This is a genomic window from Mesorhizobium sp. L-8-3, from assembly GCF_016756615.1.
In the GTDB taxonomy this organism is placed as follows: Bacteria; Pseudomonadota; Alphaproteobacteria; order Rhizobiales; family Rhizobiaceae.
On sequence record NZ_AP023262.1, the window covers coordinates 5,912,721 to 5,932,200 of the forward strand.

General features: G+C 60.3%; 23 protein-coding genes and 2 tRNA genes. 6 read left to right on the forward strand and 19 right to left on the reverse strand.

What is annotated here, in order from left to right; all coding sequences use genetic code 11:
• Nucleotides 1-316: 316 nt before the first annotated feature.
• The 7 genes from JN302_RS27470 to JN302_RS27500 form a co-directional block, all read right to left on the reverse strand.
• Nucleotides 317-1,057 carry a hypothetical protein gene (locus tag JN302_RS27470; RefSeq protein ID WP_202329817.1) on the reverse strand — a complete coding sequence of 247 codons (741 nt, stop codon included), beginning with the start codon at nucleotides 1,055-1,057 and terminating at the stop codon, nucleotides 317-319.
• Nucleotides 1,058-1,365: 308 nt separating this feature from the next.
• Nucleotides 1,366-1,442, reverse strand: a tRNA-Arg gene (locus tag JN302_RS27475).
• A 49-nt stretch (nucleotides 1,443-1,491) separates the two neighbouring features.
• Nucleotides 1,492-1,797, reverse strand: coding sequence for an ETC complex I subunit (locus JN302_RS27480; protein WP_202307286.1), 306 nt, complete (start codon nucleotides 1,795-1,797; stop codon nucleotides 1,492-1,494).
• Between the two features lie 227 nt (nucleotides 1,798-2,024).
• Complete coding sequence (locus tag JN302_RS27485) at nucleotides 2,025-2,219, reverse strand: FkbM family methyltransferase (RefSeq protein WP_202329818.1); 195 nt, start codon at nucleotides 2,217-2,219, stop codon at nucleotides 2,025-2,027.
• Nucleotides 2,194-2,700, reverse strand: a complete 507-nt coding sequence (locus JN302_RS27490) for an FkbM family methyltransferase (RefSeq protein WP_202329819.1) — start codon at nucleotides 2,698-2,700, stop codon at nucleotides 2,194-2,196. Before JN302_RS27490 ends, JN302_RS27485 begins: the two co-directional genes overlap by 26 nt.
• A gap of 209 nt (nucleotides 2,701-2,909) precedes the next feature.
• On the reverse strand, nucleotides 2,910-3,215 hold the full coding sequence (locus JN302_RS27495) for a DUF982 domain-containing protein (protein ID WP_202329820.1): 306 nt from the start codon (nucleotides 3,213-3,215) through the stop codon (nucleotides 2,910-2,912).
• Nucleotides 3,216-3,272: 57 nt separating this feature from the next.
• Complete coding sequence (locus JN302_RS27500; RefSeq protein ID WP_202329821.1) at nucleotides 3,273-3,542, reverse strand: hypothetical protein; 270 nt, start codon at nucleotides 3,540-3,542, stop codon at nucleotides 3,273-3,275.
• A 426-nt stretch (nucleotides 3,543-3,968) separates the two neighbouring features.
• Here JN302_RS27500 and JN302_RS27505 point away from each other — a divergent pair, with 426 nt between their 5' ends.
• On the forward strand, nucleotides 3,969-4,457 hold the full coding sequence (locus tag JN302_RS27505; protein ID WP_202329822.1) for a hypothetical protein: 489 nt from the start codon (nucleotides 3,969-3,971) through the stop codon (nucleotides 4,455-4,457).
• 235 nt (nucleotides 4,458-4,692) lie between these two features.
• On the opposite strand, the gene JN302_RS27510 is transcribed toward JN302_RS27505, so the two are convergent.
• The 5 genes from JN302_RS27510 to JN302_RS39665 all read right to left on the reverse strand — a co-directional run bounded on the left by JN302_RS27510 (nucleotide 4,693) and on the right by JN302_RS39665 (nucleotide 8,865).
• Nucleotides 4,693-5,817 (reverse strand): alpha-hydroxy-acid oxidizing protein, encoded by a 1,125-nt coding sequence (locus tag JN302_RS27510; protein ID WP_202329823.1) that lies wholly within the window; start codon nucleotides 5,815-5,817, stop codon nucleotides 4,693-4,695.
• A gap of 83 nt (nucleotides 5,818-5,900) precedes the next feature.
• Entirely contained in the window at nucleotides 5,901-6,863 is a 963-nt protein-coding gene (dctP, locus tag JN302_RS27515; protein ID WP_202329824.1) for a TRAP transporter substrate-binding protein DctP, read from the reverse strand.
• A 35-nt stretch (nucleotides 6,864-6,898) separates the two neighbouring features.
• Nucleotides 6,899-8,215: a TRAP transporter large permease gene (locus JN302_RS27520; protein ID WP_244742187.1), complete on the reverse strand. Its 1,317-nt coding sequence runs from the start codon at nucleotides 8,213-8,215 to the stop codon at nucleotides 6,899-6,901.
• The gene (locus JN302_RS27525) at nucleotides 8,212-8,613 is read right to left on the reverse strand and encodes a TRAP transporter small permease (RefSeq protein ID WP_202329825.1); all 402 of its coding nucleotides are present in this window, start codon (nucleotides 8,611-8,613) and stop codon (nucleotides 8,212-8,214) included. Before JN302_RS27525 ends, JN302_RS27520 begins: the two co-directional genes overlap by 4 nt.
• 126 nt (nucleotides 8,614-8,739) lie before the next feature.
• Nucleotides 8,740-8,865: a hypothetical protein gene (locus JN302_RS39665; RefSeq protein WP_274609232.1), complete on the reverse strand. Its 126-nt coding sequence runs from the start codon at nucleotides 8,863-8,865 to the stop codon at nucleotides 8,740-8,742.
• A gap of 375 nt (nucleotides 8,866-9,240) precedes the next feature.
• On the opposite strand from JN302_RS39665, the gene JN302_RS27530 reads away from it, so the two are divergent.
• A tRNA-Pro gene (locus tag JN302_RS27530) sits at nucleotides 9,241-9,317 on the forward strand.
• Between the two features lie 198 nt (nucleotides 9,318-9,515).
• On the opposite strand, the gene JN302_RS27535 is transcribed toward JN302_RS27530, so the two are convergent.
• The 6 genes from JN302_RS27535 to JN302_RS27560 all read right to left on the reverse strand — a co-directional run bounded on the left by JN302_RS27535 (nucleotide 9,516) and on the right by JN302_RS27560 (nucleotide 14,501).
• Nucleotides 9,516-10,901 carry a hypothetical protein gene (locus JN302_RS27535; protein ID WP_202329826.1) on the reverse strand — a complete coding sequence of 462 codons (1,386 nt, stop codon included), beginning with the start codon at nucleotides 10,899-10,901 and terminating at the stop codon, nucleotides 9,516-9,518.
• Nucleotides 10,898-12,118 (reverse strand): hypothetical protein, encoded by a 1,221-nt coding sequence (locus JN302_RS27540; protein WP_202329827.1) that lies wholly within the window; start codon nucleotides 12,116-12,118, stop codon nucleotides 10,898-10,900. The genes JN302_RS27535 and JN302_RS27540 overlap by 4 nt, the downstream gene beginning before the upstream one ends.
• Complete coding sequence (locus JN302_RS27545) at nucleotides 12,115-12,306, reverse strand: hypothetical protein (protein WP_202329828.1); 192 nt, start codon at nucleotides 12,304-12,306, stop codon at nucleotides 12,115-12,117. The genes JN302_RS27540 and JN302_RS27545 overlap by 4 nt, the downstream gene beginning before the upstream one ends.
• Entirely contained in the window at nucleotides 12,290-12,787 is a 498-nt protein-coding gene (locus JN302_RS27550) for a hypothetical protein (RefSeq protein WP_202329829.1), read from the reverse strand. The genes JN302_RS27545 and JN302_RS27550 overlap by 17 nt, the downstream gene beginning before the upstream one ends.
• A gap of 159 nt (nucleotides 12,788-12,946) precedes the next feature.
• The gene (locus JN302_RS27555) at nucleotides 12,947-13,771 is read right to left on the reverse strand and encodes a hypothetical protein (protein ID WP_202329830.1); all 825 of its coding nucleotides are present in this window, start codon (nucleotides 13,769-13,771) and stop codon (nucleotides 12,947-12,949) included.
• A 13-nt stretch (nucleotides 13,772-13,784) separates the two neighbouring features.
• On the reverse strand, nucleotides 13,785-14,501 hold the full coding sequence (locus tag JN302_RS27560) for a hypothetical protein (protein ID WP_202329831.1): 717 nt from the start codon (nucleotides 14,499-14,501) through the stop codon (nucleotides 13,785-13,787).
• A 114-nt stretch (nucleotides 14,502-14,615) separates the two neighbouring features.
• On the opposite strand from JN302_RS27560, the gene JN302_RS27565 reads away from it, so the two are divergent.
• The 4 genes from JN302_RS27565 (at nucleotide 14,616) to JN302_RS27580 (ending at nucleotide 17,672) form a co-directional block, all read left to right on the forward strand.
• Entirely contained in the window at nucleotides 14,616-14,858 is a 243-nt protein-coding gene (locus tag JN302_RS27565) for a helix-turn-helix domain-containing protein (protein ID WP_202329832.1), read from the forward strand.
• Nucleotides 14,855-15,166, forward strand: a complete 312-nt coding sequence (locus JN302_RS27570; protein WP_202329833.1) for a hypothetical protein — start codon at nucleotides 14,855-14,857, stop codon at nucleotides 15,164-15,166. Before JN302_RS27565 ends, JN302_RS27570 begins: the two co-directional genes overlap by 4 nt.
• Before the next feature lie 320 nt (nucleotides 15,167-15,486).
• A complete protein-coding gene (locus JN302_RS27575; protein ID WP_202329834.1) occupies nucleotides 15,487-16,638 on the forward strand; it encodes an AAA family ATPase in 1,152 nt (383 codons plus the stop codon).
• Between the two features lie 776 nt (nucleotides 16,639-17,414).
• A complete protein-coding gene (locus JN302_RS27580) occupies nucleotides 17,415-17,672 on the forward strand; it encodes a hypothetical protein (RefSeq protein ID WP_202329835.1) in 258 nt (85 codons plus the stop codon).
• A 270-nt stretch (nucleotides 17,673-17,942) separates the two neighbouring features.
• Here JN302_RS27580 and JN302_RS27585 read toward each other — a convergent pair whose 3' ends face one another.
• Nucleotides 17,943-19,325, reverse strand: a complete 1,383-nt coding sequence (locus tag JN302_RS27585) for a tyrosine-type recombinase/integrase (RefSeq protein WP_202329836.1) — start codon at nucleotides 19,323-19,325, stop codon at nucleotides 17,943-17,945.
• Nucleotides 19,326-19,480 lie beyond the last annotated feature (155 nt).

Below are 19,480 nucleotides of genomic sequence, written 5' to 3' on the forward strand. Positions count from 1 at the left end.
GATCGAGATGGGTGCGCATGACGGTTGCTTCCCCATCCCCGCGGCCTTCCCCGAAAGACAGGCGGGTCGGCATCCGCAACTTCACTTTCGAGGCCTGCTCAGGCTTCACTCACGTTACGGCCCATCGGCTCGCTCAACCGCCCAAGGCGGACTTTGTCGCAGGGCTTCGATCCATCCAGTTACCCGGACAAACCGCCTGCCAGCTACCAGTTCAACCGACAACTCACTGGGTGGATACTTCCTCCACTGGTGGAACACGCGCTCGGGGCGCACTGTCTTTTCCCCGAAACCGGTGCCCACTTTCGGGAGACATGCTTTAGGGTTCGCGGGGGTCGAACCGCAGTGCGTCTGTTATCTGGTCGATAGTATAGCGCCTGGCGCCCGTGAGAGATTGCCACTTCGCTTCTTGGACTTCGTCCTCCGCGATGTTGCCAATAATCGTGCTTGCACGGCCCGTCGACAAGTTGATGCTGACTTCTTCCGTCTCGCCTGTGCCGCGATGCGTCCGGCTTCGGTCCAATCCGATCAATTCAAAGCCGTCATCCTGGAAACGGAACGTCAGTTTCGTCTGCCCCATCTCCCAACCGCCCGCGCTGGCGAAAAAGCCGAGAGTGACCGAGAACGCTCCCCTCGCGACTGCCAAACCTCCTGGACTGGCGAATGGATCGTCCAAAACCGGGTCTTCGTGCCTTGGTATGAGGGTGTGATTGGCGAGCGCGAGACGGTAGTTTGCCCGGCCTTCAGTGCCAAACGCGACGGCAAGGATTCGTGGATTTGTATCCAGGCTATTGGAGCCCAGCCCGTCCAGGTTCGCCACTATGTTGGCCGGATTGTCCTCCCGCAGTACGAATACGACGTCGTTGACTCGATCGCGGTTCAAATCACCTTCCGCTTTTGCTTCGAAGTACCAGCCAACCGGTACGAAATCCCGGAGCTCCGCAGCCGTTTCAGGAAGATCGGGATACCGCGCTGCGGGGATTTGCAGCTCACTCGCTACGCAAGCTTGCCACATGAGAGCTGGCGCAAGAGCTAGAGTGAACCAAAGCCCTGTTCGCATTGATGCCCCCGGTACAGACCGCCCGTCCAATGCGGGCGTATCCTAGTCAAGATCATTCCATGCTGCCAGCCTTGGAACAGCAGGAAAGGTGACAACAAGGCGGATGAAATGTTGGAACGCGGCCAACGGCCGAGACGGAACTCGTCGGCCGGAGGGGTACTTCCATCACCTGTCGCGTGTCAGGATTCGAATGAGCGGCAGCCCCATGACGTTCACATAGCTGCCATAGCGCGACACGGGCCTACAAGGCGGATTTCTCGCGGCGCGCCATCGAAGCCAAAAAAGATAACTATTTCAACTTGATGCGTTGGCGATCCCGGCAGGATTCGAACCTGCGACCATCGGCTTAGAAGGCCGGTGCTCTATCCAGCTGAGCTACGGGACCGTCCGCGCCGGCCGGGCCGGCGAAGCTTTGGATGCGCCTGATCCGAAGCTCAGTGCGTCCACGGGGTCTTGCGGTCATAGCGGAAATTCTCCGCATAGGAAATCTGCCGGCGGCGCGTTTCCTTGGGCAACTCGACCCGATAGGCGAGCCCGTTCTTTTCGGCATAGGCGACCGCCTCCTGCTGCGAACTGAAGGTCAGCCTGATCTGGCTCTTCATGTCGCCCGAACTGGTGTAGCCCATGAGCGGATCGATCTTGCGCGGCATTTCCGGATCGAATTCGAGCACCCAGAGACCGGTCTTGCCCTTACCGGACTGCATCGCCGTTTTGGCGGGGCTGAAAATGCGTGCGGACATGTCCCTCATTCCTTGCTTCGGCGCGAGGCGCCTCGACCTGAGGCGTCAATACTGTGCATTAGGGCCAACGGCAAGACTTAAGCCATCCGACGACTCGCCTTCGCCCGAGGAGGCAGGCGACCCTGGAACGGCTCTCGCGACGTGCTTGTGAAGAAGGATGCCGTAGGTTCTTGATTTTGGCGCATGTCCTTTTCCCGAAACCGCTGAACACTTTCGGGAGAAACGCGTTAGCGCCACCCCAGGCAGATGTTGTCGATCCGCCCGGTTGCCATCCTCTCGCGGATCGCGCCGAGGCGGCGCGAGAGTTCCTCGGAGAAATGCTCGTGGGTCTCGACCAGGATGAGATCGATCCGGCGATCGAGGCCCGCGTCGAGGATGGCTTCGAGGACCTCTGCCTCAGAACCCTCGACATCCAGCTTCAATAGTCGTACCGGCCTCGGGCAGCGCCTCGACATATGCCACGAGATCGACGATCTCGACCTCCGATACCGGCGCGCTCATATGGACGTCGCGGCGCACCAAGGACGAAGCGATCGTGTCGGCGATCTCGCCTGAGGATGCCGACTGCGTCTGGTAGAAAGGCGCCCACCCGGGCTTCGCCCCGACGGCCTTCGCTTCGATCGTCAAGCCAGGGGTTTCAGGAAAGCGCGAACGCAGCACGTCGAGCGCTGCGGGGTCGGGCTCGAATGCGATGACCTTGAGGCCCCTGGCAAGCAGGAACGCGGTGACGTCGCCGACATTCGCCCCGCAGTCGATCGCAAGCGCTCCCTCGGGCAACTCCCGAAGCAGCCTTCGCATTCTCAGCAAAGCGCCCTTGAAGGCGTCACGCGGCCGTTTGCGGAACCTCCGGTAAAGATGCCACCGGAGCCAGGAATTCCAGTAGCTCTCGCCAATTTCGAGCATCTTGTCCGCTCGCCCCGTTTCGATCGAAGGGCGCTATCATGGTCAGCATGCGACCACAAACCGCCGCTCACATGTTTGCCGGTGCGGCGCCCCCGGCGGCACCACCTGCCCCCAGGCTTGCGCCGACCGCCGAGCAACGCCGTTGCAGCCATGTCGAGCGGTGCCCGACAACGTCGATTGCGCTACCCTCGAGAGTTCCACCAGGCCGACTAGGCTGGAATGCCACCTCGACCGGGCTTGGAGGTGACTATCCACGGTTCGATCTCGACAGGCGCCTGGTCGAGGATGTTCGCTGCGCGGGCGAAGCCGGTGAAGGCCTCGTATGCATAGGAGGCCGGTATCTCGCCACGCTGGGCAGCTTCGCAGGCCCGGGACGCGGCGTTGTAGATTGGTCCACGGCGCGCCTGCGGCCATTCGGCCAGGAACGCAAGCGCCTCACCGACGCATGTGACCTCGCGCCGAAGGCGTTCTCCGTTCCTTAAGAAAACGGCACGTGCAAAATTCTTCCTGTTCATAGGCTCCTCCTGCTGTGAAGCGGCGCGTGAGGCGCCGCTTCCTGCGTTCCAAGGCCCTCATGCTGGACGGCGCGTATGCCCCAGTTCGCCGACGGCATCCCTCATCGCCTGCAATGCACGTCCAACCGGCCGTCGAGCGCGTCGCGACAGGTGCGCATGGCGGATCTTGGGACCGGAATTTGGCGGGTTCAACCGAGCCATCCATTCGATGGCTTCCCAAGTCGTGGCGACCCGGCGCGGCGCGGCCTCATCGCAGATCTCTGCGGGCAAAGGACACTTGTCGTCCATCATCACTTCCTCGGATTGCTGCGTGGTCTCTTTGAGCAAGCGATGGCCGCAGGCCAGATCCGCCGCGACCTGAGCAATAAATGGTCTTCAAGGCCGCCACCCGCAAGCCCGCTCCCCCAACAGCCGGCACCGCCATCGCGAGCGCGCCGGCGGCGTGTTGCAATCTTCGAGCGGCTGCGTTTTCAAGCGGCTCGCAATAGTTCCATCCTCTCGACCAGATAGCGGCGCCGCTCCTGCCAGTCCGACGTGGAATGCCGATGCATCCACACGGCCTCAGTCGCCGTCACGGCCCGTCCTCGCCGCCTGGCTTTCACGCCGACATGCGCGGCGCGCAGCCGCACGCTCCGACGATCGGACCTGTCGACAATCGGGATCAGCCTGGGATCGGGAGCCGCTTTGCGTGATCCATCGGGATTGGTGCACCACCGGCCAGAGCAGTTGTCGCCAGCAACCCCGGAGACGCCGATGCGTCTGAATACATCGGCCATCAAGTCAGGCGGTCGAGGCACGGCCTGGGCAATCTTCGCCTTAGAAGCCCCGCTGCCACTCGAGATAGGGGTTGCCGCCCGGTGCGCCGCGATTGCTACCGAAAGCGGGTTGCAATTCCGGATTGATATTGCTTTGGCTTGTCGCCTGACAACCGGCAACAACGACAACAATTACAGACAGAAACGCAATTTTCCACATTATTTCATCTCCGGAATGACACCCGCCTGCACCACATGCATTTGGATTACTGTTTGCATTTGTTTCAGATTTGTCGATCAATTGAGTATGAACAATAGACCCAGACTGAAGGACGGTCCTGTTCGATTCCGCAGCCCAAAGCCGAAGAAGCATATCGACTGGAGAGCGCGCCGTGAAGCGGCCCGCCAGTGGAAGGCGCAGCCATATTGTTGTGCCAACAGGAGCGCATCGCCGAGCGTTTTTCCGGCCTGCGCTTCGTCGCCATAAGCGCGCCGAACGATCGCCTCGCCTAACCTGACCAAGTCGTCGAAGACGCGACCGACGGGTGCGGCGGCGTTTTCGGCATCTATGAGGACGGCGAGACGCCGGGAACGCTGGCAAGCCCGTCGTGATCGATGATCCTCAGGCTCAGGATGCGCTCGAACCTGGGCGGGGGATCAGGCTCCCGGGGAGCGAGGGATTACGTCGAGCCAGGGCGCGCTCGTTGTCGGAGATCGGCCGGTCACACGCATCGCATGAGGGACGCCTCCAGTTCCGACAGGGCTGCAACGCCCAGCATCGCCAGAGCGCGGTCCATCTCGTCGCGAAGGATGGCGATCAACCGGTCGATGCCAGCCTCGCCCTCAGCCGCCACGGCGTAGAGCGCCGGCCGCCCGATGCCGGCCAGGCCGGCACCAAGACACAGCGACTTGACCACATCCGCCCCCCGCCTGATGCCACTGTCGATCAAGACGGGGATTTTGAGTTCGGCCGCGATTTCGGGCAAGACGGCGACCGGGGAGACGGTATCGTCAAGCTGCCGGCCGCCGTGGTTCGACAGGATTACCGCATCCACCCCCAGATCGGCGCAGCGCCGGGCGTCGTCCTTGCGCAGAATGCCCTTCACCATCAGTTTTCCCGGCCACAGATCGCGCAGCCCGGCCAGCGCATCCCAATCGAAGCTGGCATCCATCCGCCGCTTCATCAGCGCGGCCTGCACCTCGGCGCTCTGTGTCTCGGTCGTCTCGAAGTTCTTGAGTTTCGGCACGCCATGGCGCAGGTAATCGAGCGACCAGCCGGGATGAGTGATGCCGTCCCAGATCGAGCGCGGTGTATAGCGCGGCGGCAGGCCGAAACCGTTCCTCATGTCGCGTTCGCGATAGCCGTTCAGGGGGACATCGACCGTCAGCATGAGCGTCGAATAACCGGCATCGCGCGCCCGGCAGCACATGGCAGCCGAGATCTCGCGGTGCAGGACGTAAAGCTGGAACCATTTGTCGCCGTCGCCGGCACGGGCGATCTCCTCGATGGATTCCGACGAGGCCGTGGAGAGCGCGAAGGGGATGCTAGCGCGGGCGGCGGCGCGGGCCAGCATCGCATCCGCACCGGGACGCAGCGCGCCGTTGAACCCGGTCGGAGCGATATAGATCGGCAGGCCGTAGCTGCGGTCCCACAACTGCGCGGTCAGATCGCGGCGGCTGACGTCCCGAAGGCGATGCGGCAGAAACTGCCATGCCCTGAAGGCGGCGAGATTGGCGTCAAGCCCGCTTTCATCCCCTGCGCCGCCCTCGATGAAATCGTAGATCATCCTGGGCAGGCGCTGGCGGGCCTTCCTCTGGAAGTCATGAGCGTTGTAAATGCCGGTCATAGGTCGGCTCTATCAGGGGACGCACCGGCCCCGATCAGCGTCCGGGGCCGGCAGATATCGGTCAGGCATTCTTGACCGGCGGATCACTTCATCAGCAGTTCGCGCAGTTTGGGGCCATTGTCGGGGCTGGCCGAGATGATCATCTGCCAGCCGGCGTCCTGTGCCGTCTGTTCGAATGCAGCGGCCTTGTCTGCCGGCAGGCCGACCATGGCGATGCCGGCCTCCTGCTGCTTCTTGCCCTCTTCTTCGGCCAGCGTGATGAAGCTGCCCGCGGCATCCTCCATGGCGACCATTTCCTTCTGAAGGAACGCCTTCTGCTCGTCGGACAGGGCATTCCAGGCCTTCTGGCTCATGTAGATGCCGGTCTCGACGTTGTAGAAGCCCGGGTCGATGCGGGCCTTGGTCTTTTCCTGCCAGCCGAGGTCGAAGACGCCGATTGCCGGCCAGCCGTAGCCGTCGACCGCCCCGCGTTCGAGCGCCGTGTAGACATCGCCAGGCGCCATCTGCACCGGCTGCGCGCCGAGCGCGGCAAAGAAGGCCTGATAGACCGGCACCGAGCGCAGCTTGAGGTCCTTGACGCTTTCATTCTCGGGCGCCTTGGCGAGATAGATATGGTAGGGGATGTTCTGCGCCAGCCGGCCCAGCCAGTGGATGCCGGCCTTCTCCTCGTGAAGCTTGTTCATCAACTCGTAGCCGCCATTCTCGCGCAGTTCGGCCATGCTGCGGTTGGTCAGCGTCAGCGCGACGCCTTCGGGCACCAGATTGGCGTGGAAGACCGCCGTGGAGTTGGCCAGGTCGACGACCTTGCCGCGCAGGGCGTTGCCGATCTCCATCGGCGGCATCGCCTCGGGGCCGCCGATCATCTGGATCTGCACCACGCCCTTGCCGTTCTCGTTCACATTGGCGACGAATTCCTCGAACGGCTTGGCAAAACTCGTGCCGGCCTGGAACGCCGAAATCGCACGCAACGTGACTTCTTCGGCACTGGCGGCACTGGCAAGGGCGGCCAGTGCAAGGGCCAGCGAAAAGGGGCGGGCAAAGGTCATGGGTCAGTCTCCTATTGGTTCGCCGCTCGTGTGTCTCAGCGGATGAGTGAAGGAAGATAGAGTGTCAGTTGGGGCGCCAGGATCATCACCATCAGCACCAGAAGTTCGATCAGGATGAAGGGCACCGCGGCACGGTAGATCTTCGTCAGCGGAGTGCTGGGCGCCACGCCCTGCATCACCATCAGAAGGATGCCGAAGGGCGGCGTCAGCAGACCCAGCTCTATGGCGACCAGCATCATCAGGCCGAGCCAGACGAGGTCGATCCCGGCAGCCTTGGCCAATGGGATGAAGAGCGGCAGGGTGATCATCATCATCGAGATCTGATCGATGAAGCAGCCCAGCACCAGAAGCACCGCCAGCATCGCAAGAACCAGCGCCATCGGCGGAAGGTCGGCCGATGTCACGAGATGGATGAGCCCCGTCGTGGCGCCGGAAAAGGACAGGATCTGCGAGAAGGTCGTCGAGGCGACGATAATGAACAGGATCGCGACGGAGATCTTTGCCGTTTCAGTCATGGCCTTGGCAAAGGATGCGAAGGTGAAGCTGCGATAGGCCAGCGTCGCGATGAAGGCTCCGAGCACACCGAGCGCGGCAGCCTCGGTCGGGGTGGCAATGCCGGCCAGCATCCCGCCGATCACGGCGACGAAGATGCCGAACAGTGGCACCACGTCGCGCATGAAGGGCCAGATCCGCTGACCGAGCGGTGGGATGGCATCCAACGCCTCGCGCGGCGCCGAAGCGCGAACGAAGAGACCAACGAACACCACAAAGGCCAGAAACAGCCCGGCCATCAGCACGCCCGGCATGATGCCCCCGATCAGAAGTTCCGAGATCGAGATTCCCGACAGTGAGCCGAGCATCACCGCCAGCGTCGACGGCGGGATGAGCACGGCGATCCCGCCCACCGCCATGACCGGGCCAAGCGAAAGCGTGGTGGAATAGCCGCGCTTCATCATCTCTTGCGACAGGGTTCCGCCAAGGAGCGCCGTGTTGGCGATGGATGATCCCGAGAGCGCCGCGAAGGCGGTACCGCCGACGACCGAGACACAGGCAAGTCGTGCCGGCAGCCGGACCAGCAGCTTCTCGATGGCATCGATGGCGCGGTAGGCCAGACCGCAGTGGAACAGAAGCTCGCCCATCAGAACGAAGAGTGGGATCGGCGCCAATGCAAAGGAATTGACCGACATCGAGGCATTGCGGATCAACTGTTCCAGGCCGCTTTCTCCGCCCAGGAACAGCCAGGCGCCCACGATGTTCGCACCCAGGAAGGCCAGAGCTACCGGCATGCCGATGGCGAACAGCACCGCCAGAAGGCCGCCGAGCAGGAGCAAGGTCACCCACCAGGTCATCATGCCTCGGTCCTCCGCTCAATCACCCGACCGAGGAATTCCAGCGTGCACAGGCCAAAGCAAACCACTATGGGAATCTGGAGATACCATTCGGGGAAGATCAGATTCTTGAAGACCAGCGATCCCGCCCCGCGCGTATCGACGATCACCCTTGACGCTTCATAGAAAAGCAGGCCGCAGATCATCAGGCCGAAAAGATTGGCCAGCCGCCCCAGGACTTGCGCCGCAGCGCGGGGCACGAGCCGCAAAACGACGTCGACGTTGACGTGGCCGTACTCGCGCAACAGCCATGGCGCTCCGAAGAAGGTGGAGATGGTCAGCAGGTATTCGGTGATTTCGTTCAGCCACGGCCATTTGGCGATGGCGAGGTTACGAAACAGGATGTCGGCGGTGACGATCACGGTCAGCGCACCGAACCCGGCGCAGGCAATTATCCCGCAGAACTTGAATACGGCCTGGAATGCCGCGCGGAATGGCTGCCGCTGCATGGAGTCTCCCTCTCCCGATCGGAGGAAATTACTTTAGACTTAAAATTCCTTCAATAGAAATTTAAGCATGAAGAAAATGGCCTCCGTCCCGAGCGGTGACGCGTCAGCGCTGTCAACGCCATTCTCCGCCACGTCCGGCGCGATCGCCTGCAGCGCGACAAACATGCGCGCCTGCGCATGACCAGGTCGAAAAGGGGTTCAGGGTTGCCTGGGCCGTCTGCCTCAAAACCATCGTTGCGGCGGCGCTCCTGACGACTGATGGACGAAACTCCTTGATCGAATACGGAAGGCCCGCAAGGCGGCACGCGTCCAGTGTCATTCCATTCACTGTTGGCTGTTGCCTGTGCCGCAAGGACGTGTTAGCCGGACGCCCATCAAAGCCGGACGAGTGCAGAACAACCAATGAATATCCGGGGTGATTCTCGGTGTGACTTTGAACCACAAACGGCACACCAAACACCCTTTGTTCTCATTCGGCAAGAATCCGGCCTTGCCAGGAAAGGCTGAATAGCTTAACGGCTACAATGCCTTACATCGGCCCGGAGTGTAGCGCAGCCTGGTAGCGCACCTGATTTGGGATCAGGGGGTCGCAGGTTCGAATCCTGCCACTCCGACCAACAATTTCAAAAGCTTAGTTGATTGCAAAAATGCGCTACCCGGCTTGGGGTACCGCACGGGTAACGATATTGTGAAGAAAAGCCCCGGCGATGGCGAAAACACCGGGGCTCTTCGGGCTGACAGGCTAAGGAGATGCGGAACCCCTGTCAGCGGTCATTCGCCGGGCCGTGGCCACAGCAACAAGCGACGACGGCGGGTCATTCGGTCGCCTCCCGAGCCGTCTGGCCAATGGCCATCAAGCGGCGTAGGGCTTGCCGTCGCGTTTCGCGGCCAGCGTCGCGAGCGATAGTCTCTAGCTCTTGGTTGCGCATCGCGGTTGCGAGTTGGCCCATGCGGGTGCGTTTGCCACCTGCTGAAAGCGAACGCTCGATTGCTCCGGCTGTTAGGCCAACGCCACCGCCAAGCGCATCGGCGGACGCCCCGAACAAAAAGAGCATCTTGCGCCATTCGGTCTTGCCGGTCTGGACGCTGCGCAACAGGTTGAGTTCCGTGGGGGTGAACATGGATTTACCCGTCGCCGCCTTGCGCAGTTCCTTGGCAATCTCGTTGTTCAGCCCCTGCACAAAACCGGATTGTGAGGCGTCGGCCAGTTCGATCATCTGTTCAACGGCTTCGGCCTTTTTCTGCCGTAACACCATGGCGCGGGCAGACGACCGCATCGAAGCGAGTTCGCGGGCCGACATGGTGCCACCTTCCGCTACGATCTGCGGATTGACCGCGAAGTCATCAAGGGCCGTTTTGACAGCCTCCATCGCGGACGCTTCGGCATCGTTGCCTTGTTTGTACAGGCTGCGGATGGTCTTGCCGATGCCGGATGACTGCGCATCGAGTGCCCCGAAGTCGAGCGCCGGGCTTTTCATCAGGTCGTCAAGGATGCCGTGCGCCTTGGCTGCGTTGGACGGGTGGAAGCCCTGTTTCAAGAGGGCCGCTTTCGTCCGGGCCAGCATGTCGGCATAACGGTCGCCGTTGTAGCTGAAACCTGCTTCCCGCATCTGGTCGTAAGCGCTGCGGATATGCCGCCGCATCTCGTCGCCAGAGGAGATTTCCGCATACTTTGACGCTTGCTTGACGACGCGGACGGTCTCACGCCGTACCCCGGCAGCGGTCAAGCCACCCGCCAACGCACCGGCCATGCGAGCCGGGGTTTCCAGAAAGGTGCCTTCCGTCGCCTGTCCAAGCCCTTCCGATGCAACGGCCGGAGCAAGCACCATCGCACCACGGCGAACGAGACCGCCCGGAGCAAGCGCGTTGGGAGCGAATTCGCCGATGGTCCGGGCATATTCCCCTGCCGTGGTCTGCGGGTCGTATTCCGTTGCACCACCGGTCAGCGCGGCCATGCCTTGCCGTGTCGGCTCGACCATGGGGCGGTTTTCCGGTAGTTCGCCGCGAACCATGGATTGCACGGTGGCGACCGGGTTCGTCGGGATAAGGGCCGAAAGGGCCATGTCAGCAAGCCCGGTCACGCCTTGGGAGAGCCCCGCACCGGCCGAACGTGCAACGTCCGCCGCGACGGAGGGCTGTGCCTGTTCCTGTTCTAGACGGAGGCGAGCCCTTGCGAGGGCTTCGATCTGCTCGCGGGTCATTGGAACAGCTTCCTTTCATCCGGGGTAAGCAATTGCCACATGCGATCGCGCATCGGGTCATTTGGGGCGAAGCTGTCCGGGATGCCCGGCACGGAGGCCGGAGAGCCTTTCAAGCCGTTCAACAGCGTGCGTAGCTTGGGGCTCATGATCGTCTGGCGGTCAAGGTCAGCGATTTTGCGGCGGGCTTCCGCCGCTGAAATCTCACCGGCCGCGAAGCTATCGATGACTTCGCTACGGCCTATGTTCAACGCCCCTTTCATGCGGATCATCTCGGAAATCAGCTTGTTGGCTTCGGGCTTATTCCGAAGGGCCGGAAGCGATTGCATCATGGCATCAAATTCAAGGTCCGACGTTGCACCGCTGCCGGGAACCCGAAGCGTAGGGGCCAGACGCTTCACGATGGACTGGAACGCTGCACCGGCACTGTCGATGCCGGGGAATGCTTCCTGTAGGCGACCAATGACCGGACCTTGCGGGGCCATTTTGATTAGTTCATCGATCACTTCCATGTCAGCGACGAGGCCAGCGCTCTGGTTGCCGGCCTTCTGATACTCGTTCCAAAGCTCACCGGTCTTGGTGTCCAAAGACTTGCGCAAGGCCGTATCGGAAGGTTCGCCGCCAACTGTGATGTTGGTCGCACCGGCCCGCTTGGTCTCAAGCAGGAACTCCGGGAACGTCCCTTCGTAGCCGTTCGCTTTGGCGAAGTTGAACTCCGTGATGTCATCGGTTGTCGGATTGCGCAGCCGCTCGACTTCAAGCCGTGTCTTTTCAAGGTTCGCCTCCGCCTGATAATCCCGCTGTGGTTCCGTGGCCAGCGTTCCGATGTTGGCGAGGTCGCCCATATCCACCCCGTTGTTGAAGGCGTCGATGCCTTCCGGCGACTGGATGAAATCGAGGATGGCTTTCTGCGGGCTCATGCCCTTGGCGATGCGCTGTTGAATGCCTGCCGTGGCGGCGGCTTGAGCCCCGGACAACTGCTGCCGCTGGAACTCTGCTTCGGTCGGGGAACCGATAAGCTGGCCAAGACCACGCAACATGCCGCGCTGTGGGTCAAGTAGCCGATTGTAGCGACTAGACGGCTGCGCAGGGAAGCCCGCAGACGGCAATCCGCTGTCTTGGGCTACCGAACCACGGAATGCTTGCTGTCCGGTCCTACGGACGGCCGTGGCGGCCGTGTGCGGGTCATTCTGTTCGACTTCCCACGGAAAACGGGTCATTTGTAAACCTCATGTTCCGGAGTGTCTTCGTCCGGGTCTTCCATAAGCTTTTCAGCTATGGCGGACGCAAAGTCTTCAAGCTCAGCGTCATCCGCGTCCGCCAGAAAATCAGCGATATACTCGCCAAGCTCCTCCGGGCCGTCGGACATATCGATCCAATGCACGATCTGCTTATTCATCTTTGACATCGCTGTCCTCCATAGCTTGAGGGGCCAGTGCATCAAGATACCGCTGCGCCTCCGGAACGCTCAAAGGACGCGAGTTCATCTTTTTGCCGCTGGCGTCCTTGATGTCGGCGCGACCATAGCCAAGGTCGATGATCTGCCAGCCGCCACGCTGTTCGATCACCGCACCTTGGACACGGCCAAGCTCCGCGTTGATGTCCTTTTGCGCTTGGGCCAGACGTTCCGCACGCTGCTTCTCCCGCATGTCGGCCTCGACATCAAAACCTGCTTGTCGGGCGACTTCGGCTGACACCTTGGTGCCGTTGCGGCTGTAGTAGTTTCCGGGCGAAACCTTGTCGCCAAAGACTTCGGTTTGGGTTGTCGTGCCGAAGCCAATCGGGCGAATTTGCCACGGGTGGTTAAGGTCCAGCGCACCGTTTGCCGCATGCGTCGGGGAAAGGTTGCCGCTGTTGTCGAGATTGGACGAATGTACTTGGTATGCCATTTTGAGTTCTCCTTTTACTCTTCGGATTGATGAAGCTGGGCGCATTCCGCCTGCGTGTAGCCGTAGTGTGTGCCGGTCTCGTCGTGTTTCACGCACAACGGTAGATTGGGAGCCAAGCGGCGCTTGTCGCGAGTGTCTTGAGAGCGGTTCGGCGGAGTGTCAGGCACTGGCCACCTCCTTCACGATCTGGCCCTTAAACGGAGCGTCTTCGGGCATGGTGTGAACCGGTTCCGGAGCCGCCGATTGCGCAGCGTCGCGGCGTGACAGTGCGATGTTGAGGGCCATTTCGTAGGTCGCTACGTGCTTGCCGGTCCCGTCCCTTTCCATGTTGGAGATGGTGCCTTTGTTGATGGCTTTCTCTCCGATGGCTTCGACAAGTTGTCCGGCCCCTTCCATGGTCAAGCCAAGGGCTTCCCGCTTCGAACGGAGGTCCCTGCCAAGCGCGGGATTACGAGGGTTCTTGAGGCTTACTTCGGTCGGATCGATAAGAAGGTCTTCTAGGTTCATTCCGGAACGCTTCATAAAGGCCATCACCATCCGTTCGCGGATTTGCTTGCCGTGCTCTTCCAATTCGGCCTGATGCCGAGCACGTTCATCGGAAAGACGGGCTTCCGCCTTCGCGAGGGCGGTTTCCAGCGCCGTGAATGGCTCCACGTAGCGACGGAGAATGATCGGATTGATCTCGTCGCCGACTTCCACCACGAAAACACGAATGCCTTTCGCCGTGAGGGCAGAAACGATTTCTATTACTTGCGAGGGAACGCCGGAGAGGGTCGCTAGTCTTGGCGTGACGACCACATCTCCGGGGATCGCGCGCAAGAGCAAGGCGCGCAAAGCTTGATCGCTGTGCGGAAGGTTTTCCATGAGGATCGTACCGCCGCTAAGAGCGGGCAGCATGAACCTCTGTAGCAGCGCGTTGCAGGCAGCAACCTCGCGGTTCATCTGGAAATCATTCACGGGCTGCAAATAGGCAAAGCTGGTCATAACTGTTCTCTCCTTAGTAATCCCGGAGACCCATGCGGCGTTGCCACGCGGTAAGCTGGTCGCTAATGTCGGTCTCCGTGTTAGGTTCGGGCTGGGGTTCGGCAGTACCGCGAGCCGGGCCGCCGCCCATGTCGAGCCCGCCGCTACGGTCGTCGCCGCTACCTTCAATGGCCCCGATATGTGAGACGGTCTCCGTTTCGTAGTGGATGCGTTCAAAGAGTTGCTGGCGGCTGGTGTCGTCTTCGGCCATGTCAACAATATCGTCCAAGGACATTCCAGATTGCCGGATCAGGTTCCCGACCGCCTTTTGAACGTCCACTTGATTGTCGTAGGGGTTTTGCAACTGGTATGAGCGCCATAGCCGGTTGCTGGTCTTGGCAAAGCGTCGGGTCTGCCTGTCTTGGCGGTCCCAATCGTCTATCGTGGGGATATCCCGAACCGCCGGTTCACCGTTCAAGCCGTATCGAATTTCGCCCTTTGGAAGCGTCGATTTCTTGGCAGCATCGTAGATTTGACGCTTGAGGCCCGGGTAGATTTCGCCGTCAAATTCATCGGCCGGGCGGTAGCCTTCCTGCTGCTGCCAGCGGATGAGGTCATCCGTTACATTGTCCCCGTGCGTTGCGCCGCCGAGATGCTCAGGCTTTAGCCCGGACAGGATGCGGCGGATTTCCTGTTCTTGTGCGTCCTGCGCCGCTGCAAATCGTTCCCGTTTCCTCTGGTCCCTACTCATTTTGCCCCGCCCCTGTTGACGCTGTTGAATATAACCACATGGTTATATATGGTTGCGCGGTGGTCGTCAATAGGATAGGATATGCCGCAAATAGGACACTACGGAGTTGCAACTATGACTGACTACTCAGTAAGCGAACTTGCCACCTATGCGGGCATCAGCAGACAGCGCATGTGGCAACTGATCAAGGACGGAAAAGGCCCGGCCACCTTCTTGGAAATCAAGGGCAACGGCCGCACGCGGATCAAGATCGACTGGCCCGACGCCGTGCGATGGATGGCGGAACGTTATCCGAAGCGGGCGCAACTGTTTGTGGAGGTGTGGATGGCCACCACGGTTTCGGGCACGCTCCAATGACCTATGAGCCAAATGAAAACTGTGCTGACCGCTACGGACGCAACATCCAGTACAACACAGTCCAGACCGTGAAGAGTGCGCAGCGCATGAGGGCCGCTGGTCTGGAGCGCTACCTGTCGCGCTGTGAGCGGCGGTTACTTGAACTAGCGGACAGGGAGGCGACGACCCGCGCACAGCGTGCCGCCGTGGCCGAAGCGGCGAAAGGGCCCAAAACGGTTTATCGCGGCAAGGTGACCTATAGCGTCAACGGGTTTAGCCCGAACGGCGTGAAAATCGGTCGCCCTCGCAAGGCCGATGGGGGTGTGTGATGGCGGGGCCGAAGAAAGAGGGCGAAAGCAGACCGCCCAAGCCGCCGTCGCGGCCGGGAAAGCCGGGCGGCAATCGGCAGCCCGTACCGGGAAGGCGCGGCCCGAAACCCGGATGGCAGCGCTAAGCCCTCGGTTGCATATGACAGTCACTCGCTACGCTCGTAGATTGCAATTGGTATTGAATTGGTAGCTTGTGACAGACCTGTCGGTAACATATATTCTTGAAGCAAAGAAAAGGCCGCCCCGAAGAGCGGCCGATTAAGATCAGGAGTATCCGAAACTCGCAAACGAAGGAAACCAAACCAACGAGGGAGTTACAAATGACATATAAGCCAAGTAGCGGTCCAAATCAAGGTCATGGCCGGAATGTCGCAGCATATGACGGCGTTGATCTGATCTATATAGACGGTCAGGTTTTATTGCCCGAACGGTATCCAGACCTTTACCCTGAGCTTTACAAGCCTGCACCAATGGCAAAGCCTGAATTGCTACCGGCCAATGACAACGCCGCAGGCTCACCATCTAGGAGTGAGTTGCTCGCTCTGGACTGGAATGATTGGCTGACTAAGGAAGTACCACTGCGAGAAAAGCTCATTGACCCGATCATTCCGCAGAAGGGGCTTATTGAAATCTACTCCAAGCGGGGTATCGGAAAGACATGGCTTGGACTTGGTATGTCTATCAGTGTCGCCACTGGAACGGATTTTCTGCGCTGGAAAGTCTCTAAGCCCCGTCGCGTACTGTACGTTGATGGTGAGATGGATTTTGCTGAAATGCAGGTTCGGGCTAGGGATATGGCCGCAGCAATGGGCGTGTCACCTAACCCCGGATATCTGCGCCTTGTCTCAGCAGATATGCAGGAGAGTGGCATTCCTGACCTTGCGTCGGCTGACAGCAGCGGACGGGACATGATCGAAAAGACGCTGAGATTAGGAACACCGGAGAAGGTTGACCTTCTCATACTAGACAACTTGTCTAGCCTGACCGATGCGCCTGAAAATTCCGATGAAGCATGGGATCATATGAAACGTTGGTTCCTTTCTCTTCGCAGGCGAGGCGTTACGGTCATTTTTTTCCATCATGCGGGCAAAGGCGGCAATCAACGTGGGACTTCGAAGCGCGAAGACCCATTGAACACTGTTATCAAGTTGGCGGCTCCAAGGGACTATAGAGAGGAGGACGGGGCTAGGTTTGAAATCCACTATGAGAAACACCGGGGGTTCTATGGAGCCGACGCACAACCATTCGAGGCACAGTTTCGTGACGGCAAATGGACAGCGAAGATGCTCAGCGAAGAAGCACGCATGTTGCAGGTGGCCGAGTTGACGCGACAGGGCTTGTCCGTTCGGAAGATCGAAGAGGTGACGGGACATTCGAAGTCAGACGTCGGCCGTTTGCAGGTCAAGGCCCGCAAGCAAGGTTTGCTGGGACAGAAAGACAACGATCCTGGGACAGGAACTCGGGACGGCTAATGTCCTTGAAAAATGCTCCACCGCCGACCTGTCGCCAGTACTGTCCCAAAACCCCTATTTATAGGGGTTGGGACACTGGGACAGCGTGGAGGGCGCGGGACATCGAACAAAACCACGCAAATCCTACCCGCTCGGAAACTAAAAGGGGACCCGTGGCGCGGATTGTTGTTATGTTTCATAACAAGGGCGTTGTTGCGTGAGGGCTGGAATTCCGCCTAGGCGTCCATCGTGCATCGCTGGAAAAATATAACGCCTAGATTGTGGTTGGCCTCGGGATGCGTCGCGGCGTTGCGGCGTCCGTAGCGGCCCGGCTGGGGGGGGTATTATCATCATTATCAGCCCGTCGCGGCATGGTGCGATTGGTTGAAAAGGGCTGACTCCCTGAGATAGCATCAAGGGAACAACACCGTAAAATCAATGTGTTAGCAGAAACTCGCTACCCGTGCGGGCTCCGTGGGTAATCAATGTTGCACCGCAGCGTAGCGTCACCAGATCGTGCGACGCCCGCGACGACGGCGGCAGGGGCTGGGGGTTCCCCCTTGACACCCCTACCCGCCGGGTACCCCCAAGGGGCCCCCAAGCGTAGACCGTGCAAAGAAAAACATTTAGTTCAAGCTTAAACTATTGTGTTGCCTACGATTTCGCCGCTCGCACCCACGGCGGGCCCCGGACGCATCAACGAAACGAATCCGTCGAGGCGGACCGATTCCTTTTATTGATTGGAAGTCCGGGCATCGCGGGCCGATATTTTCGCCATGCCACCGGAGGGTTCACACATGACCTATCAGGATCGCATAGCGCTATGGCAGGACGTGCCGCTTGCCCGCTGGCCATCCGATCTAGCCACGGAGTATTTCGAACAGGAAGCGAAACAGCGGCGCAAGGCTGCCGTGGCACAGCGGCCCGTAGTGATCGCAGTCCGGGTGCTGTGGATGGTCGCCTGTCTCGTCGTGGTGGCTGCGACGGGCTCTTTCTGGCCGCTGGCCGTCCTCGCCGCGCTTGGACTATTGTGGATTGCCCGCCCGCTGCCGTAGGGCGGGTGAAAAGGGGGGGGGGGGGGGGGCAAATGGAGGATGTCGTAATTGCGCTGGTTATCGCTGCGCTGGACACGGGGAATGTCCGTCGCCGGACAAAGGCCGGAGTGGTTGCGGGACCGACATTAATTCAAGGCTGGCTCATCACGTTCCCGATAGTTGCTTTGTGCGTCTTCGGGCTCATCAAACTCATCCGATGGCTTATCTAAACGGCAAACGAAAAGGGGCCACGCTGGCCCCTTTCTTTATGTGCAAGCGCTGTACGGGCCGCTATGCCGTGATGCGGGCCAGTTCATCCGCCCATGCGTCCAGCGCCGCGTATTTCTCGGGGCCGTAGTCGTGTTGATCGTAGATTGCCGCCATGCCTTGGGGCTTATGGTTCGTCACTTCGTCGGCAAGCGTGCGAGAGAAGCCTAGCGCGGTGATCCCGCTGTAGGCTGTATGACGCAAGTCATGATAGGTCCAGCCGGGCATAGGCTTGCCAAGTTTCTCCTGAACCCGCTTGTCGAGCCGTTGTTTGACACGAGATTGCTTGTGAACAGGCCGGTTCGAACCTTTTGCGCTGAATAGGAACTTGCTGCCGTCGTTCGGCAGATTGGCAATCAACGTCAGTGCCAACTGTGACAGCGGAACGACGTGTGCGCGTCCGTTCTTGGCCCGGTGGGCGGGTATGGTCCATTCCCGTTCCGCAAAGTCGAACTCGGAAAACGGAGCTTCACGGACTTCGCCGGGACGCTGGCCCGTCACAAGCGTCAACAGCGCGATTTGCCCGTAGGGGTACCCGATAGCTTCATCGTCCTTGGCTGTTGAGACAGCAAGCCATAGAGCCTTGATCTCTTCCGGGCTCAATACACGGTCGCGCTTGCCTTTGGGGAACCGTCGCCGCACCGTGGCGAACGGGTTGACGCTGACATATTCCCGTTCTTCCGCCCACCGCCCGAAATGCTTTAACGCGCCTAGCACGTGGTTAGCGGCCGATGGGCGGTCGGCCATCTGGTCTATGATGGCAAACACGTCTTTACGTGTCAGCATGGGGGTTTTGTCATGCCGGGCGAACGTCCTGCCGGTCCAGTGACTTAAGACGCCATTTCCGTTGGGTATCCAGCCTCCCCGACCGTCCGTCTTCAAGCCAAGCCATGCGGCTGTCTGGCGCTTCGTGCTGTCGCGGGTTGGCTTGTCCGGGCTTGCGTCTGGGTATTTGGTCATGAACTCCACAAACAACTGATCCACCGTCCAGCCTTCCCATTGCAGGGATTGAAGCGCTCTTGTCTCGGCAACTTCGCGCCGCTGTACGATGGCGGGATCGATCTTCTGCTTGACCTTGAGATAGCAGTTGCCCGCCAACGCAACCGCCATATCCTTTGTCAGTGGTTCCCCAATTTGCGGCGCTTCGCCCGGCTCTAGTTCGCGCGTGCCGTCAACTGTGCCAAGCGTCAGCTTAGCGGCCTTGCCATCGGGGCGACGGTAACGGAACGCCCACGACTGTCCGCCCGTCACTTGCGATATGAGGTATAGGCCCTTGGTGCCGGGAACCGGTTCCTCGATACGCTTCCCTTTCAGTTTTGCCCGTGTGGGGCCTGTAAGTATCCAGATCGTACCGCCCGGCTTGGCTTCTAGTGCGGCTTTGCGTTGTACTTCCAGTGCGTTCGCCATGGTCGTCCACTCCCCTAGGGGTAATCCAAGGGTAACAAAACTAGCACGAAAACGGGGATAACGGGTAGCAAAAACCCAGCAAATCCGGGCTTTCTTTGGTATGTTCTCTTTATTTGGGATCAGGGGGTCGCAGGTTCGAATCCTGCCACTCCGAC